At 33.8% G+C, this 15,089-nt stretch carries 13 protein-coding genes; 10 read left to right on the top strand and 3 right to left on the bottom strand.

Translation table 11 applies throughout. The features are described from left to right. Positions 1 to 7: 7 nt before the first annotated feature. Positions 8 to 343 carry a ferredoxin gene (locus ACSSV5_RS08490; RefSeq protein ID WP_454245533.1) on the top strand — a complete coding sequence of 112 codons (336 nt, stop codon included), beginning with the start codon at positions 8 to 10 and terminating at the stop codon, positions 341 to 343. Between the two features lie 76 nt (positions 344 to 419). Beyond that, entirely contained in the window at positions 420 to 1,598 is a 1,179-nt protein-coding gene (locus ACSSV5_RS08485) for an acyl-CoA dehydrogenase family protein (RefSeq protein WP_454245532.1), read from the top strand. Positions 1,599 to 1,607: 9 nt separating this feature from the next. On the opposite strand, the gene ACSSV5_RS08480 is transcribed toward ACSSV5_RS08485, so the two are convergent. Further along, on the bottom strand, positions 1,608 to 3,410 hold the full coding sequence (locus ACSSV5_RS08480; RefSeq protein ID WP_454245531.1) for a DUF4153 domain-containing protein: 1,803 nt from the start codon (positions 3,408 to 3,410) through the stop codon (positions 1,608 to 1,610). Between the two features lie 85 nt (positions 3,411 to 3,495). Here ACSSV5_RS08480 and ACSSV5_RS08475 point away from each other — a divergent pair, with 85 nt between their 5' ends. From ACSSV5_RS08475 to ACSSV5_RS08445, 7 genes are all read left to right on the top strand, one after another. Continuing rightward, positions 3,496 to 4,248 (top strand): YebC/PmpR family DNA-binding transcriptional regulator, encoded by a 753-nt coding sequence (locus tag ACSSV5_RS08475; RefSeq protein ID WP_211065355.1) that lies wholly within the window; start codon positions 3,496 to 3,498, stop codon positions 4,246 to 4,248. A gap of 114 nt (positions 4,249 to 4,362) precedes the next feature. Next, positions 4,363 to 5,652 carry a nucleotide sugar dehydrogenase gene (locus tag ACSSV5_RS08470; RefSeq protein WP_454245530.1) on the top strand — a complete coding sequence of 430 codons (1,290 nt, stop codon included), beginning with the start codon at positions 4,363 to 4,365 and terminating at the stop codon, positions 5,650 to 5,652. Between the two features lie 10 nt (positions 5,653 to 5,662). Beyond that, the gene (locus ACSSV5_RS08465) at positions 5,663 to 6,661 is read left to right on the top strand and encodes an SDR family oxidoreductase (protein WP_454245529.1); all 999 of its coding nucleotides are present in this window, start codon (positions 5,663 to 5,665) and stop codon (positions 6,659 to 6,661) included. Next, on the top strand, positions 6,662 to 7,717 hold the full coding sequence (rfbB, locus tag ACSSV5_RS08460) for a dTDP-glucose 4,6-dehydratase (protein ID WP_454245528.1): 1,056 nt from the start codon (positions 6,662 to 6,664) through the stop codon (positions 7,715 to 7,717). Between the two features lie 22 nt (positions 7,718 to 7,739). Next, positions 7,740 to 8,609, top strand: a complete 870-nt coding sequence (gene rfbA, locus ACSSV5_RS08455; protein ID WP_211065358.1) for a glucose-1-phosphate thymidylyltransferase RfbA — start codon at positions 7,740 to 7,742, stop codon at positions 8,607 to 8,609. 5 nt (positions 8,610 to 8,614) lie between these two features. After that, positions 8,615 to 9,040 (top strand): adenylyltransferase/cytidyltransferase family protein, encoded by a 426-nt coding sequence (locus ACSSV5_RS08450; RefSeq protein WP_211065359.1) that lies wholly within the window; start codon positions 8,615 to 8,617, stop codon positions 9,038 to 9,040. A 94-nt stretch (positions 9,041 to 9,134) separates the two neighbouring features. Further along, positions 9,135 to 10,070, top strand: coding sequence for a WYL domain-containing protein (locus tag ACSSV5_RS08445; protein WP_454245527.1), 936 nt, complete (start codon positions 9,135 to 9,137; stop codon positions 10,068 to 10,070). A 577-nt stretch (positions 10,071 to 10,647) separates the two neighbouring features. On the opposite strand, the gene ACSSV5_RS08440 is transcribed toward ACSSV5_RS08445, so the two are convergent. Together ACSSV5_RS08440 and ACSSV5_RS08435 are read right to left on the bottom strand one after the other, a co-directional pair. Further along, the gene (locus tag ACSSV5_RS08440; RefSeq protein ID WP_211065363.1) at positions 10,648 to 13,146 is read right to left on the bottom strand and encodes a DUF5686 and carboxypeptidase-like regulatory domain-containing protein; all 2,499 of its coding nucleotides are present in this window, start codon (positions 13,144 to 13,146) and stop codon (positions 10,648 to 10,650) included. Positions 13,147 to 13,206: 60 nt separating this feature from the next. Further along, a complete protein-coding gene (locus tag ACSSV5_RS08435) occupies positions 13,207 to 14,184 on the bottom strand; it encodes a pyruvate dehydrogenase complex E1 component subunit beta (protein ID WP_454245526.1) in 978 nt (325 codons plus the stop codon). A gap of 152 nt (positions 14,185 to 14,336) precedes the next feature. On the opposite strand from ACSSV5_RS08435, the gene ACSSV5_RS08430 reads away from it, so the two are divergent. After that, on the top strand, positions 14,337 to 15,083 hold the full coding sequence (locus tag ACSSV5_RS08430; protein ID WP_211065365.1) for an electron transfer flavoprotein subunit beta/FixA family protein: 747 nt from the start codon (positions 14,337 to 14,339) through the stop codon (positions 15,081 to 15,083). Positions 15,084 to 15,089: the final 6 nt, after the last annotated feature.

Genomic DNA, 15,089 nt, shown 5'->3' with positions numbered 1-15,089 from the left:
TATGTCAATGAGCAAAGATATCAATATCACAATAACCGATAGAGAAGGAAAAACACATAAAATATTAGCACCAACCGATATGGGAATGAATCTGATGGAAGTGATTCGTTCGTATGAACTTGCACCAGAAGGCACTATCGGAATTTGTGGCGGTATGGCCATGTGTGCGTCATGCCAATGCTATATCAAATCTGATACTGAACTTCCTGAAATGGAAATGGACGAAGAAGCTATGCTGGCAGAAGCATTTTTTGTCAAAGACAATAGCCGATTGGGCTGTCAAATCGCAATTACTCCAGATTTAGATGGTCTTGAAATTGAACTCGCCCCAGAAGAACCTTAGATTTTTATAAATTATAAGACTTGATTGACCACTCATATTAAGGACTTTGCTTAAATTTGTTGTAAAATTTATCAAAATGTCAAAAGACCAATTTGAATCACCAGATTATTACAACATAGACGATTTACTCACCGAAGAGCATAAACTTATTAGACAAGCTACACGAGATTGGGTCAAACGCGATGTAAGTCCGATTATTGAAGAAGCTGCTCAAAACGCCAAATTTCCAAAATCCATCATCAAAGGTTTATCAGAAATTGGGGCTTTTGGACCTTATATTCCTGAAAAATATGGCGGAGCTGGTCTTGATCAAATTTCTTATGGTTTAATTATGCAAGAAATTGAACGTGGCGATAGTGGTGTTCGTTCTACTGCTTCAGTCCAATCATCTTTGGTTATGTTTCCCATTTGGGCTTATGGCACTGAAGAACAAAAGCAGAAGTTTTTACCAAAATTAGCTTCAGGAGAAATGATGGGTGCTTTTGGTCTCACAGAACCCGATCACGGCTCAAACCCTAGTGGAATGGTAACTAATTTTAAAGATAAAGGTGATCATTATTTACTCAATGGAGCTAAAATGTGGATTTCTAATGCACCGTTTGCTGATGTTGCTGTAGTTTGGGCCAAAAATGAAGAAGGACGAATTCATGGCTTACTTGTTGAACGTGGAATGGAAGGCTTTTCTACACCAGAAACTCACAACAAATGGTCATTAAGAGCTTCAGCAACAGGTGAGTTAATTTTTAACGATGTCAAAATACCAAAAGATAATATTCTCCCTGGCAAAAGCGGACTTGGTGCACCTTTATCTTGTTTAGATTCTGCACGATATGGCATTGCATGGGGAGCGATTGGTGCAGCCATGGATTGTTATGATACGGCTTTGAGATATGCTAAAGAACGAACACAGTTTGATAAGCCCATTGCAGGTTTTCAACTTCAGCAAAAAAAATTAGCTGAAATGATAACTGAAATCACCAAAGCTCAACTTCTCGCATTGCGTCTGGGTCAACTAAAAAACGAAGGCAAAGCAAGTTCAGCTCAAATCTCTATGGCCAAACGCAACAACGTAGAAATGGCCATTGATATAGCACGAGAAGCTAGACAAGTGCTTGGAGGAATGGGAATTACAGGCGAATACAGCATTATGCGCCATATGATGAACCTAGAAAGTGTGATAACTTACGAAGGTACACATGATATTCATTTATTGATCACAGGCTTTGACATTACAGGAATTTCTGCTTTTAAATAAACTTGGATTTTATAATTCTAATTGCTTATAAGTTCTATAAAACAACTTGACATGAGCGTTTAAAATTTTAATTTGATTATCAGTATAATTGCACTGCAATCGGTCAAAAATAATCATAAAATTTCCTTTGTTATTTTTAAATCTAAATGTAAACTCATCTTGTTGTGCATCGCCTAAGTCATCATATTTATCTGTGATGTTTTTTAGATACATACTCATGTCGGTTTCAAATAACACTTCATCATAATACCTTAAACTAATAATGTTTTTATCATCATAATACATGACTAAGGCTTTATCTTTCTCTCGATAGTTTTGCAAATTTAATTCAGTATAGTTTGTATAATCTGAGATGTTTTCAGCGTAATTTGGTTTAAAGGAATTTAAATGATAGCTGTTTTGAGGATTTGATTTGTGCTTTTTAGCTATGGCATCTTTAAGCGTTTGAGTTTTATCATCAGAGGCTAATATTTTAATGTTTAATTTATCAACTATTTTTCGAGGTAAATTATAAGATAGCGTATCAGAAAATAAACTATCTGGGTTAAAACCAAAATAAGCTTTTGTTTTTTCCATAGCATTACGCTCATTTATATACCAAATAATACTTTTAAATCGATCATATTCTTTATTGGTAAAGCTTCTTTCAGTTTTTTTGTCAACACTTTCCATAAGCTCAGCAAGCTCTTTGACTTGAGCATTAATTGAAATTTTGAAAGCTGATAATGGGCCAAATGTGCAAAGCAATATCAAAACGAACATCGATTTTGCATACAAACTCAATGCTTTTTTATGCGACACTAACATATAAATTAGCATCCCACAAATCCAAAACGCCAAAACCAAACCCAAATAGCGTAATTCAGTAAAATTATAATCTGCTATACGCCTATAAAGTGCAACAAACAAAAGCGGTAAAAGCGGTAGAATAGCATAAAAATAATAAGGGTAAAACTTTTGTATGAGTTTAGAAACATGTGTTTTTCTAAAAGGTTCAATACTGATGTGTATAACAAAAGCAAGTAAACTTAAACCCGATATCAAATAAGTTACAAAACCTTCGGGCAACTCCCATTCAATCAAAATTTTTAATGCATATACATACACGATAAGTAAATATAAAAGGCTTAACGGAATCAAAATATATAGCACTAATACTTCTCCAGCTTTAGGTAGTTCGAGTTGACCTCCTAATTTATCCAACCTTGGAAAGTCGCTTAAATACACAAAAGTATTGACTACACCTAAGCAAAAAATGAAAGTTTGAAAATAAATATTATCATTGAAATTAATTTTGAATAAAATTTCGAGCGTAGAAATAGCAATGGCTAAGCCAACATACAAAATCACAGTATAGATACCACTCCTGACCAATGCAATAATGATAGATCTGAGATAATCCCAAAATTTATATTTGTTCCAAGATTTGATAAAAGGAGCAAAAACAACAAAAACATGACCAGCAAGCATAAGCAAAGCCCATTGACCATAGGCTAACGAAGCATTAGGCAAATTCTCGCTAAGTCCGTAGATGTAATATAAAATCAAACCCGTTAAAACACAAAGTTTTAATACAAACCGATAGAGTATAGAATGGCTTAAAGCCTCAGAAACAAACTGAACAGCAATAAACCATGACACTCCTAAAATCAGGATTAATTGGATACCAGTATTTTTAGTCACTGTATCTAAATCATTCTGATTATAAATCATCATCAAATAAATACTGCCTAAAACTGACCAAGTTAAGGTTGCTGGAAATCGTTTAAATGCTAAAAAAGCTTTGTGAGATATATCCTTAAAAAAATTCATAATGGCTTATTTTGTTTATAACCTTAAAATATTTTATATTTTCGTTTTTAATTGAAGCTACTAACATAACACTATTTTTTATACTATGGCTGGACACAGTAAATGGGCAAACATCAAACACAGAAAAGGTGCCCAAGACAAAAAACGAGCAAAGCAATTTACCAGAGCTATAAAAGAAATTACAGTTGCTGTAAAAGAAGGTGGAAGCCCTGATCCTGAAACCAATCCTACACTGCGGAATGCTATTGCAAATGCAAAAGGTATCAACATGCCTAAAGACACCATTCAAAGAGCCATCAAAAAAGCAAGTGGAACAGATGCAGACCATTATGAAATGGTTACTTTTGAAGGTTATGGCCCTCATGGTATTGCTATTTTTGTGGAATGCACTACAGACAACACCAATAGAACGGTGGCTAATATACGCTCTATTTTTACCAAAGCTGGAGGCAGCCTAGGCAAAAACGGTTCGATAGAATTTTTGTTTGACCGTAAAGGCGTGTTTTTAATTGACAAAAGCTCCTTAGAAATAAACAAGGAAGAACTCGAGTTAGAACTCATAGAAGCTGGAGCTACAAATATAGAAGACGATGATGATGCACTAGTAGTTTACTCCGATTTTAATGATTTTGGAAAAATGAATGAAGCTCTAGAAAAACTCAATATAGAACCAAAAAACGCCGAACTTCAACGTATTCCAATTAACACCATCAAACTAAATATCGATCAAGCTAAAAGCATAATGAGTTTAATCGACAAATTTGAAGATGACGATGATGTTCAGAATGTTTATCACAATTTAGAAATTACTGATGAGTTAATAGATGAATTAGAATAAATTAAAAATTCAACAACACTCAAATTAATAAAAAGTTAAGCGAGGTATAGATTTGTAAAAATGTGATAAGCAATAAATAAAAAGTATTACTTTTGAAAAAACTAATTTTATCTTATGAAAAACAATAAAATAGCTGTCATAGGTCTTGGCTATGTTGGCTTACCTCTTGCTAGACTTTTTGCAACAAAATACAACGTGTTAGGATTTGATATCAATCAAACCAGAGTTGACAACCTTAATTCAGGTCATGATGATACACTTGAAGTTGACGATGACATTCTACAACGTGTATTGATCAAAGAAAACAAATTAGACAAAACAGAACACGGTTTGTTTTGTACCACCCAACTATCACACATAGAGTCTTGTAATATTTTCATCATAACTGTGCCAACACCTGTTGATAAAAATAACAGACCAATTTTAACCCCATTGATTAAAGCATCTGAAAGCGTAGCTCAAGTTCTTAAAAAAGATGATATAGTTATATACGAAAGCACTGTTTATCCAGGAGCCACCGAAGAAGAATGTGTTCCTGTTTTGGAAAACAACTCAGGATTAAAGTTTAATAAAGACTTTTATGTAGGCTATTCACCAGAACGAATCAATCCTGGAGATAAAACACATACGGTAGAAAAAATCCTTAAAGTAACCTCTGGCTCAACACCTGAAATCGGCAAAAAAATAGATAACCTATATGCTGAAGTTATAACAGCTGGTACACACCTTGCCCCTTCCATAAAAGTAGCAGAAGCTGCTAAAGTGATAGAAAACTCACAACGAGATATCAATATTGCATTTGTTAACGAACTAGCAAAAATCTTCAACTTGATGAAAATAGACACCAATGCCGTCTTAGAAGCTGCTGGAACCAAATGGAATTTTTTACCTTTTAAACCAGGCTTAGTCGGTGGTCACTGCATTGGTGTTGATCCTTATTATTTGGCTCAAAAAGCACAAGAAATTGGTTATCATCCTGAAATTATTTTAGCAGGAAGACGACTTAATGACTCAATGGGAGAATATGTATCAAGCCAAGTCGTTAAATTGATGTTGAAACACGATTTAAAAGTCAAAAATGCAAAAATTCTTGTTTTAGGAATAACCTTTAAAGAAAACTGTCCAGATGTCCGTAACACCAAAGTTGTGGATGTGGTCAAGCAACTCAGCGAATACGAAACAAATGTAACAATCTACGATCCTTGGGCACATCCTGAAGAAGTGCAACACGAATACCATTTAGACTCATGCAAGGAATTACCAAATCAACAATACGACGCTATTGTGCTTTGTGTTGCTCATGATAAATTTCAAAATATTGATTTTGATAAACTCAAAAAACCCAATGCCGTTGTTTATGATGTCAAAGGTGTTTTAGGTGAAAAGAGTGATGCAAAACTTTAATTTTTAATATATGAATATTGAGTCATTAAAAAATAAAAAAATATTAGTTACTGGTGCAGCTGGTTTTATAGGTTCAAATCTTTGTGAGTTTTTGTTAAAAAATGATATACAAGTCAGAGGCTTAGATAATTTTGCAACAGGTCACCATCAAAATATCAAAGAAATTTTAGACCAAAAGAAATTTGAATTTATAGAAGGTGATATTCGTGATTTTGAAACTTGTAAATCTGCTTGTCAAGACATTGATTTTGTTCTACATCAAGCTGCTTTAGGTTCTGTGCCACGCTCTATTGAAAACCCAATTCTAACAAACAAAGCCAATATCGATGGGTTTTTAAATATGCTTGTAGCTTCAAAAGATAACGGGGTTAAACGTTTTGTATATGCTGCTAGTTCTTCCACTTATGGCGATTCTAAATCTTTACCAAAAATTGAAGACAACATTGGTAAACCTTTATCGCCATACGCCATCACTAAATATGTCAATGAATTATATGCAGAAAACTTTAAATTGATATATGATTTAGATACAATTGGTTTGCGTTATTTTAATGTTTTTGGCAGAAAACAAGATCCCAACGGTGCATATGCTGCCGTAATTCCAAAATTTGTCATTCAACTCATGAAGCACAGAAGTCCAACAATAAACGGTGACGGCACTTTTTCTCGTGATTTTACTTATATAGAAAATGTCATTCAGATGAACATTTTGGCTTTAACAACAACCAACAAAAAAGCACTTAATGAAGTTTACAATACAGCCGTAGGAGATCGCACAACAATCAAACAAATGTCAAACTTGTTAAAAAAATTCTTATCAAAATACGATTCTAAAATTGCTGATATACCTATAAATCATGGTCCAAACCGCCAAGGCGATGTGCCACACTCATTGGCTTCAATCGATAAAGCCACAAATCTTTTAGGGTATAAACCTTCCCATAAATTTGAAGAGGGTTTACAACAAGCTGTAAAATGGTATTGGAAAAACTATTCTAAACATACTTAAATGTCATATCAAAAAAAAATACTGATTACTGGTGGAGCAGGTTTTATAGGAAGTCATGTGGTTCGTAGATTTATAAAAAAATATCCAAACTTTCAAATTTTCAACCTTGACAAATTGACTTATGCAGGCAATCTTGAAAATTTAAAAGACATAGAAAAAGCTGAAAACTACACATTTTTAAAAGTAGATATTTGCGATAGAAAAACTATAGAACAACTCTTTAAAAAGCATAGATTTGACACCGTAATTCACTTAGCTGCCGAATCTCATGTAGATCGCTCAATTACTAATCCATTTGCATTTGTAGAAACCAATATTATGGGGACTTTAAATTTACTTCATGCAGCACAAAATGTGTGGAAAGATAGCAACAGCGAAAAATTATTTTATCATATCAGCACAGATGAAGTTTATGGTACTTTAGAAAAAACAGGACTTTTTACAGAAGAAACACCCTACGATCCCAATTCACCATATTCCGCATCTAAAGCCAGTTCTGACCACTTTGTAAGAGCATTTGGAGAAACTTATGGTTTACCTTATATTATCAGCAATTGTTCTAATAATTATGGTCCAAATCAATTTCCTGAAAAACTCATTCCTTTGTTTATAAACAATATCATCAATCATAAACCTTTACCTGTTTATGGAGATGGCAATTACACAAGAGACTGGCTTTATGTTATCGATCATGCCATTGCAATTGATGTGATTTTTCAAAAAGGAAAACTTGGAGAAACCTATAATATTGGTGGTTTTAATGAGTGGAAAAATATCGATCTCGTAAAAATCCTTTGCCAACAAATGGATGATAAACTCAACAGAACAGCAGGCGAAAGTGAAAAACTTATCACTTTTGTAAAAGATAGACCAGGACATGATTTGCGCTATGCTATTGATGCCTCAAAAATCTATAAAGAATTAGGTTGGAAGCCTTCAGTTACCTTTGAAGAAGGCCTAAGCAAAACCATAGATTGGTACCTCCAAAACCATGCTTGGTTAAAAAATGTTACCAGTGGCGACTATCAAAAATATTATGAAAAGCAATATTTATAACTAATCTCAAAAATAACTCAAAATGAAAGGCATAGTACTAGCAGGTGGATCAGGAACCAGATTGCATCCACTGACTTTAGCAACGTCTAAACAGCTATTACCCATTTATGATAAACCGATGATATATTACCCTTTATCGGTGTTAATGCTCGCAGGTATAAAGGATATTCTAATCATTTCAACACCAGAAGATTTGCCAAATTTTAAGAGATTGTTGGGCGACGGTTCAAAATTTGGCATCGCATTGAGTTACAAAGAGCAACCTTCGCCAGATGGTTTAGCTCAAGCTTTTATTATTGGTGAAGATTTTATCGGTCATGACAACGTTTGTTTAGTTTTGGGCGATAATATTTTTCACGGTGCAGGATTACAAAATTTGCTCAATAATGCTGTAAAAAATGTTGAAAATGAGCAAAAAGCGGTTATTTTTGGCAATTATGTTAATGATCCTGAACGCTATGGCGTAGCAGAATTTGACCAAAACAAAAATGTAATCAGTATAGAAGAAAAACCTAAAATTCCAAAGTCTAATTATGCTGTAGTTGGGCTCTACTTTTATCCTAATTCGGTGGTTAGAATAGCCAAAGATGTTAAACCATCAAACCGAGGTGAACTTGAAATCACATCAGTAAACCAACAATATTTAAGTGAAGACAAGCTTAAAATGCAAATTCTTAGTCGTGGTTTTGCATGGCTAGATACAGGAACCCACGAAGCCCTTACCGAAGCTACCGAATTTGTAAAAGCTGTAGAAAAACGAACTGGTCTCAAAATTGCTTGCTTAGAAGAAATCGGTTTAAACAAAAATTGGATTGATAAACAGCATATCGCCAAACAAATAGAAAACACTAAGGGCAATTACTATGAATATCTTAAATCTATTCTAAAATAATAGTCATGAAAAAAACAGCCATCATTGTTTCGGGATATTTTAATCCGATTCACAAAGGGCATTTAGAATATTTTTTAAATGCTAAAGATCATGCTGATAAGCTTTTTGTCATCGTTAATAACGATTTGCAAAGAAAACTAAAAGGCAGTAAACCCTTTCAAGATGAAGATGAACGTTTGTTTATTGTCAGTAACATTAAACCTGTTGATAAAGCATTTCTGTCTATAGATAAAGACCGAACAGTAAAAGCATCTATCAAAAAAATATTTGATGAGTATAAAGATAATTACGAATTTATTTTTGCTAATGGTGGAGATCAAGACAATCAAAGTATTCCCGAAGCAGAAATTTGTAACAAATTAGGGATTAAGCTTTTAGATGGTTTGGGTGATAAAATTCAGTCCAGCAGTTGGTTGTTGGAAGACAATTGATAAACTAAAAATTTGATTAAAATAATTTACCATCAAAACTAATAACAACATCAAATTATTTAATTTGTCACAATAAGACAATAAACGTCCTATCGTGAGTAGATATTTAGAAAGATTACAGGATATTAAAGCTTGGCTTAAGGCTGAGTCTATTGGCATTGGTGATATTCTGAAACGCTTAGAAGCTCAGGATATGAAGGTTTCTCGACGTCAAATCAATCGAGATTTTAGTGCTATTCAGTCTATGTTGGAGGATAGTGAAATGCTTAAGTATTTTTATAAAGATGGTCAAAAATATTTTTATATCCATACAGCAACTCCCTTTAAATCTGAAAGGGTTGCGATAGAAACCACCGAGATTTATCACACCAATTTCTACAATCAAATCCTTACTGATGAAATTCAGTTTAATTTAGAGTTGATACAAACCGCTATCAAGGAGCAAAAAAGGCTAAAAATAAAATTGATAAAAGACGATGAAACCAGTGATAATTTAGATGTTGATACTGAAAATGTAGTGGTTTGCCCTGTTAAGATGGTCTATCACAGAAATAGTTACTATTTGGCTTGTTTTAATGCTGAATTAAAAGAAGTCGAAGTTTTTGGTTTAAGGCAACTTAAAAATATTGAGTTAGGCAAACCTTTTAATAACTTCAAATTACTAGAAAATCAGGTTAAAAAGGAACTCAAAACCCGTTTTGGCCTAACCAAAAATATCAACAATAAAGTCTATGATATTGAAATTAAATTTACTCCAGTTTTGGGTCGGTTTATCGAAAATCATCATTGGCATGAATCACAAAAATTTAAAAGTGTTAACGGCAATTATATCTTATACTTAAAATGTGGTATCAATAGAGAGTTGATGGGTTGGTTATTTCAGTGGATGTATAATGTCAAAATTGTAAAACCTTTATTGCTCAAGCAACTTTACAAAAAAACTTTAAAAGAATCTGAATTAATTATAAAAGATCAAAATCCTTTTGTGTATAGAAATATCTTTACAGACAAAGTTGATAGTAGATTGTGAGATATTGTGAATTTTTACTTCTTTAGTCGTCAACTCGAAAACTTTAATTTTAAAGCCACGAATGCACTTTACATTGCCACGAATGCACTAATGGTTTCTCGTTTTATAATTCTTTTTTTATATTGCCACGAATGCACTAATGGTTTCTCGTTTTATAATTCTTTTTTTACATTGCCACGAATGCACTAATGGTTTCTCGTTTTATAATTCTTTTTATATTGCCACGAATGCACTAATGATTTCTCGTTATAATTCTTTTTTTATATTGCCACGAATGCACTAATGGTTTCTCGTTTTATAATTCTTTTTTTATATTGCCACGAATGCACTAATGGTTTCTCGTTATAATTCTTTTTTTATATTGCCACGAATGCACTAATGATTTCTCGTTATAATTCTTTTTATATTGCCACGAATGCACTGCTTGTTTTATAACGAGCAATCATGACAGAGCTATTCCTTAATTTTGGACAGTGTTTGTTTTAAGTGATTTAAAACAAATTTCTTAAACCCAAATTATAATCCTCCATAATAGCGACGAATACACAGTTTTGTCTGGGTTTGTGGATAATTCGGGTTAAAAATAAAACCCAAAAGCACCAGTAATTCCAAAAGTTCTCGAATCTTGAATATCAAAATAGTTGCCTCTAAAGTGAAAGTCAATCCTAAAAACTCTGAAAATATTGCCTATTCCAAAACTATAAGAATAGTAAACATTTTGGTCTGGAGCCAATAAGACAGGGTTTGATGTTGAAGCGTTGAGCATTATACTTTCGTTAGACAATTTGCCATACATACTTCTGAAAGTGACGATTTCTCTTAAATCTAAATCTCTTAACAGAGGAATTCTGGCAAAAAGCCTACCGTTAAAATTATGCTCCATATGAAGGCTGACATATTCATCGGTTACAAATTCATAGTAATCCAACAAGGGAAAAGTTCCTTCTATAGAAAATAAGGTTTCATTGCCTGGGACGACATTAAGCAATCCGAGTGGTACGCCACCAAAGGTTTTTCCTGCTTCAATTGTTGAAGTAAACCGCCCAAATCCGCCCATTAAAATAGGTTGTCTGTAAAGGAGTTGTAATCGGTCGTAATCAAAATCGCTATCAATAACGCCTTTTAAACCTTTGGAATATTTGAGCATAAACTCTGGATATTTTCCAGGGTTAACCACGTATTGCTCAACTCCATAACCTGTTGCTTTTCTGTTTGGAGTATAATTTGCGGTTAAAGAAAGTTCGGTTTGAGTGATTTTTTCTTGACGTTGAGTTCTGGCTTCGTCTGTATAAAAAGCTAAGCTAAACACATTTGTATCAGCACCAACTAAGGTTCTATAGTTGCCTTCTAAACGCAAATTGAAGTTATAAAAAGGATCAAACTGAAGAGCGAGACTCGATAGATTGATATTGGTTAAGGTGTTGTTTGCCGAAAGGGTTAAAGGTGTACCAGACAACAAACTCCTTCCTAAAACATCATTTGAGCTGGTTAAGCTTCCCCCGAGTTGTTCTACATCACGACGGTTTCCTGCCGAAAGAATGAGTCTAGATTTGCGGTCTAGCATAACTTTACCAGATATGCCGTATTTGAATTTATCATCCTTGAAACCATAGGCGGTAAAACCTTGCAAACGCCAAGTATCATTTTGACTAAAATAAGTTCTTCCGCCAACTCTTAAACGCAAACCTTCAATATCATTATATCCGAATGTGGAAAATACTGGACCAAAATCCCAACCGTCAAAGCCATAATAGTTGGTTGCCAAAACGGTGGCAACATCATAAACTTGTTTAAAGGCTTTAACTGTTTTTAAGGTGTCAACTAAGGTGTATATTTCTTTTTCGTCTTTGTTGAGTGGTTCTAAACGGTTTTTTGCCCAAAAAATACTATCGCGATTAAAGACTTGTTCTTTGTATGGATCGGTTTGTCTATCGTAAAATTCTTTGTCTTTTTTTACATCAAATTTATAGTTATCATATAAGGTTGTGCGTTTACCGTAAACACCACGAGAATCTTCTTTTTTTCTAAAGGTAAAATCAGTCATAAAATAGTCACGTGTCATTAAGAAAATAGAATCGTTAAGCACGTCAAATTCTTGTTCTATATAAACATCCTTTACCCAGTTGATGTTGGCACTTTTGGTCATTGCCAAATTGATTTTTTTGATAGCCCAAGTGGTATCATTGACCCAAAAATCACCCTTAAAGGTCAATTCGTTTTTTCGTCTGGGGTAATAAACAATGTGGTAAGTCCATTTGTTGCCAATAAATGTGCTATCAGCCAAAACATAGTTGTAATTATCTATGCCAGTGGTTGATAATGGACTGACAAAACTTTTATCAAAAATCTTGATGTAATTGTCATAAACATTATATTCTGCATACAAATCTTTGATGAATGCGATAAGATTTTGGTTGTTGCTAAAACCTGAGTTTTTGTTACCCTGTAAGACTTCTTTTTCTTTATCGATGATGTTATCGCCGTAAACTTTAGAAACCGATTCATTGATAAAAATGGGCAAATAAGTTTTGCCTGTAACTTCATTGGTATCGGTTTGGGTAAAAATAAACTCCATGCCTTTAAACAGTCGGCTTTTGATTAAAGCACTATCAATGGTATTAAGGTCAAATTGAATTTTTTCATACTTGTCGTATTGGTATTGCTTAAACTTTTTGACACCGTTGTCTCTTCGGTTTTCCCAAATTTTCCTCAAAATATCAATAGCGGGATTGTTTTTCTTGGATGTTTTACCTGTATAAATCGTAACTTCAGACAGGGCTTCTGCGTCTGACTCCAATTTGATTTCGATATCATAAGTTGCACTTTTGTTTAAGGGTAAAGTGTAAGTTTTATAACCCATAAAAGACACTTCTATGGCTTCATAATCATTATCTGATTGGAGATAAAATTTTCCGTTTTCGTCAGTGATGGTGCCAACTCTTGAATCTTTAAAAATAACGTTGGCGTATGGAACTGGTTCGTCAGATTCGTCATAAACATAACCGCTGACTTTGGTTTGGGCTAATGAAAGAAACCCGCAAAATAAAACAAAATATGTAAAATAAAATTTATTCATAAAAATAAAAAAGCTTCACTTGCATTAAACAAATGAAGCTTGGGTTTAAGGTTGTTAATTTTAAATATACATTACTTTTTTCACCGCTTTAATCACATCTTCATGATTTGGCAACCATTCTTTAAGTAAAACGGGTGAATACGGTGCAGGTGTATCAGCCGTATTGAGTTTAATGATTGGTGCATCGAGATAATCAAATGCATAATGCTGAATATGATATGCAATTTCAGTAGAAACATTACCAAAAGGCCAAGCTTCTTCAAGACATACTAAACGATTGGTTTTTTTTACTGAATTTACAATCGCTTCATAATCTAAAGGTCTAACGGTTCTTATATCTACAATCTCGCAAGAGACGCCATCTTTTTCTAATTCTTCAGCGGCTTTGTAGGCTTCTTTGATAATTTTTCCGAAAGAAACAATGGTCACATCTTCACCTTCTCTTTTGATATCGGCTTTACCAATCGGAATGGTATATTCTTCTTCTGGCACTTCACCTTTGTCTCCATACATTTGCTCGCTTTCCATAAAAATGACGGGGTCATCATCTCTAATAGCTGATTTTAAAAGCCCTTTAGCGTCATAAGGATTTGAAGGCACAACGACTTTAAGACCTGGTGTATTGGCATACCAATTTTCAAAAGCTTGTGAGTGCGTTGCTCCAAGTTGACCAGCCGAAGCTGTTGGCCCTCTAAAAACAATAGGGATATTGATTTGACCACCTGACATCTGACGTATTTTTGCAGCGTTATTGATGATTTGATCAATTCCAACTAATGAAAAGTTAAAAGTCATAAATTCAATAATAGGTCGATTGCCATTCATAGCTGAACCAATACCTATACCACTAAAACCGAGTTCAGATATCGGCGTATCAATCACACGCTCTGGACCAAATTCGTCTAACATGCCTTTTGAAGCTTTGTAAGCTCCGTTATATTCCGCGACTTCTTCACCCATTAAATAAACCGATTTGTCAGCTCGCATCTCTTCACTCATGGCTTCACAAACCGCTTCTCTAAATTGTATTGTTCTCATATTTTTCAAAATTATAAAAGCACCACAAAAGTAAACAATCAAATGACTTAAAAGGTTATCAATTTAATAAAATTTTATTATGCATGCATAGTAATTTTCAACATAAAATATTATCTTCGCATACGTTATAATAATGCTAAAAATATCAAACAATGAAAATATTAGTATGTATAAGTCATGTTCCTGACACGACGTCTAAAATTAATTTTAAGGATAACGACACTGCTTTTGACACAAATGGTGTTCAATTTGTGATTGGTCCCAATGAAGAGTTTGGTTTAACCCGTGCTATGTGGTTTAAAGAAAAGCAAGGAGCATCTATAGATGTGGTTACTGTTGGCGAAAAAGATGCTGAACCAACTATGAGAAAAGCACTTGCTATTGGTGCAGACAAAGCGATACGAGTTGATGCTAAGCCCGTAGATGCGTTTCAAGTGGCTCAAGAAATTGCCGATGTAGCCAAAAATGGCGACTATGATTTGATCATTGCTGGTCGAGAATCTATTGATTACAACGGTGGCATGGTGCCTGGTATGGTGGCTAAAATGATAGGTGCTACTTTTGTCAACACCTGTGTGTCTTTAGAAGTAGAAGACCAAAAAGCTACAGCTATCAGAGAAATTGACGGTGGTAAAGAAACATTAACTTGCGATTTACCATTAGTTGTTGGAGGTCAAAAAGGTTTGGTAGAAGAAAAAGATTTGCGCATCCCAAATATGCGTGGCATCATGATGGCAAGAAAAAAACCTTTGGAAGTTAAAGACCCTGTTGCCGAAAATTCGTTAGTTGAATTTAAAAAATTCAGTAAACCTGCACCAAAAGGTGAAATCAAAATGATTGATGCTGAAAATTTAGATGAACTAATTGATTTACTTCACAACGAAGCTAAAGTGATTTAATACATT

This window comes from Psychroflexus sp. MBR-150 (genome assembly GCF_053628795.1).
Note: the sequence above shows the minus strand (reverse complement) of the source record. Positions and strands in the feature narration are given on the sequence as shown.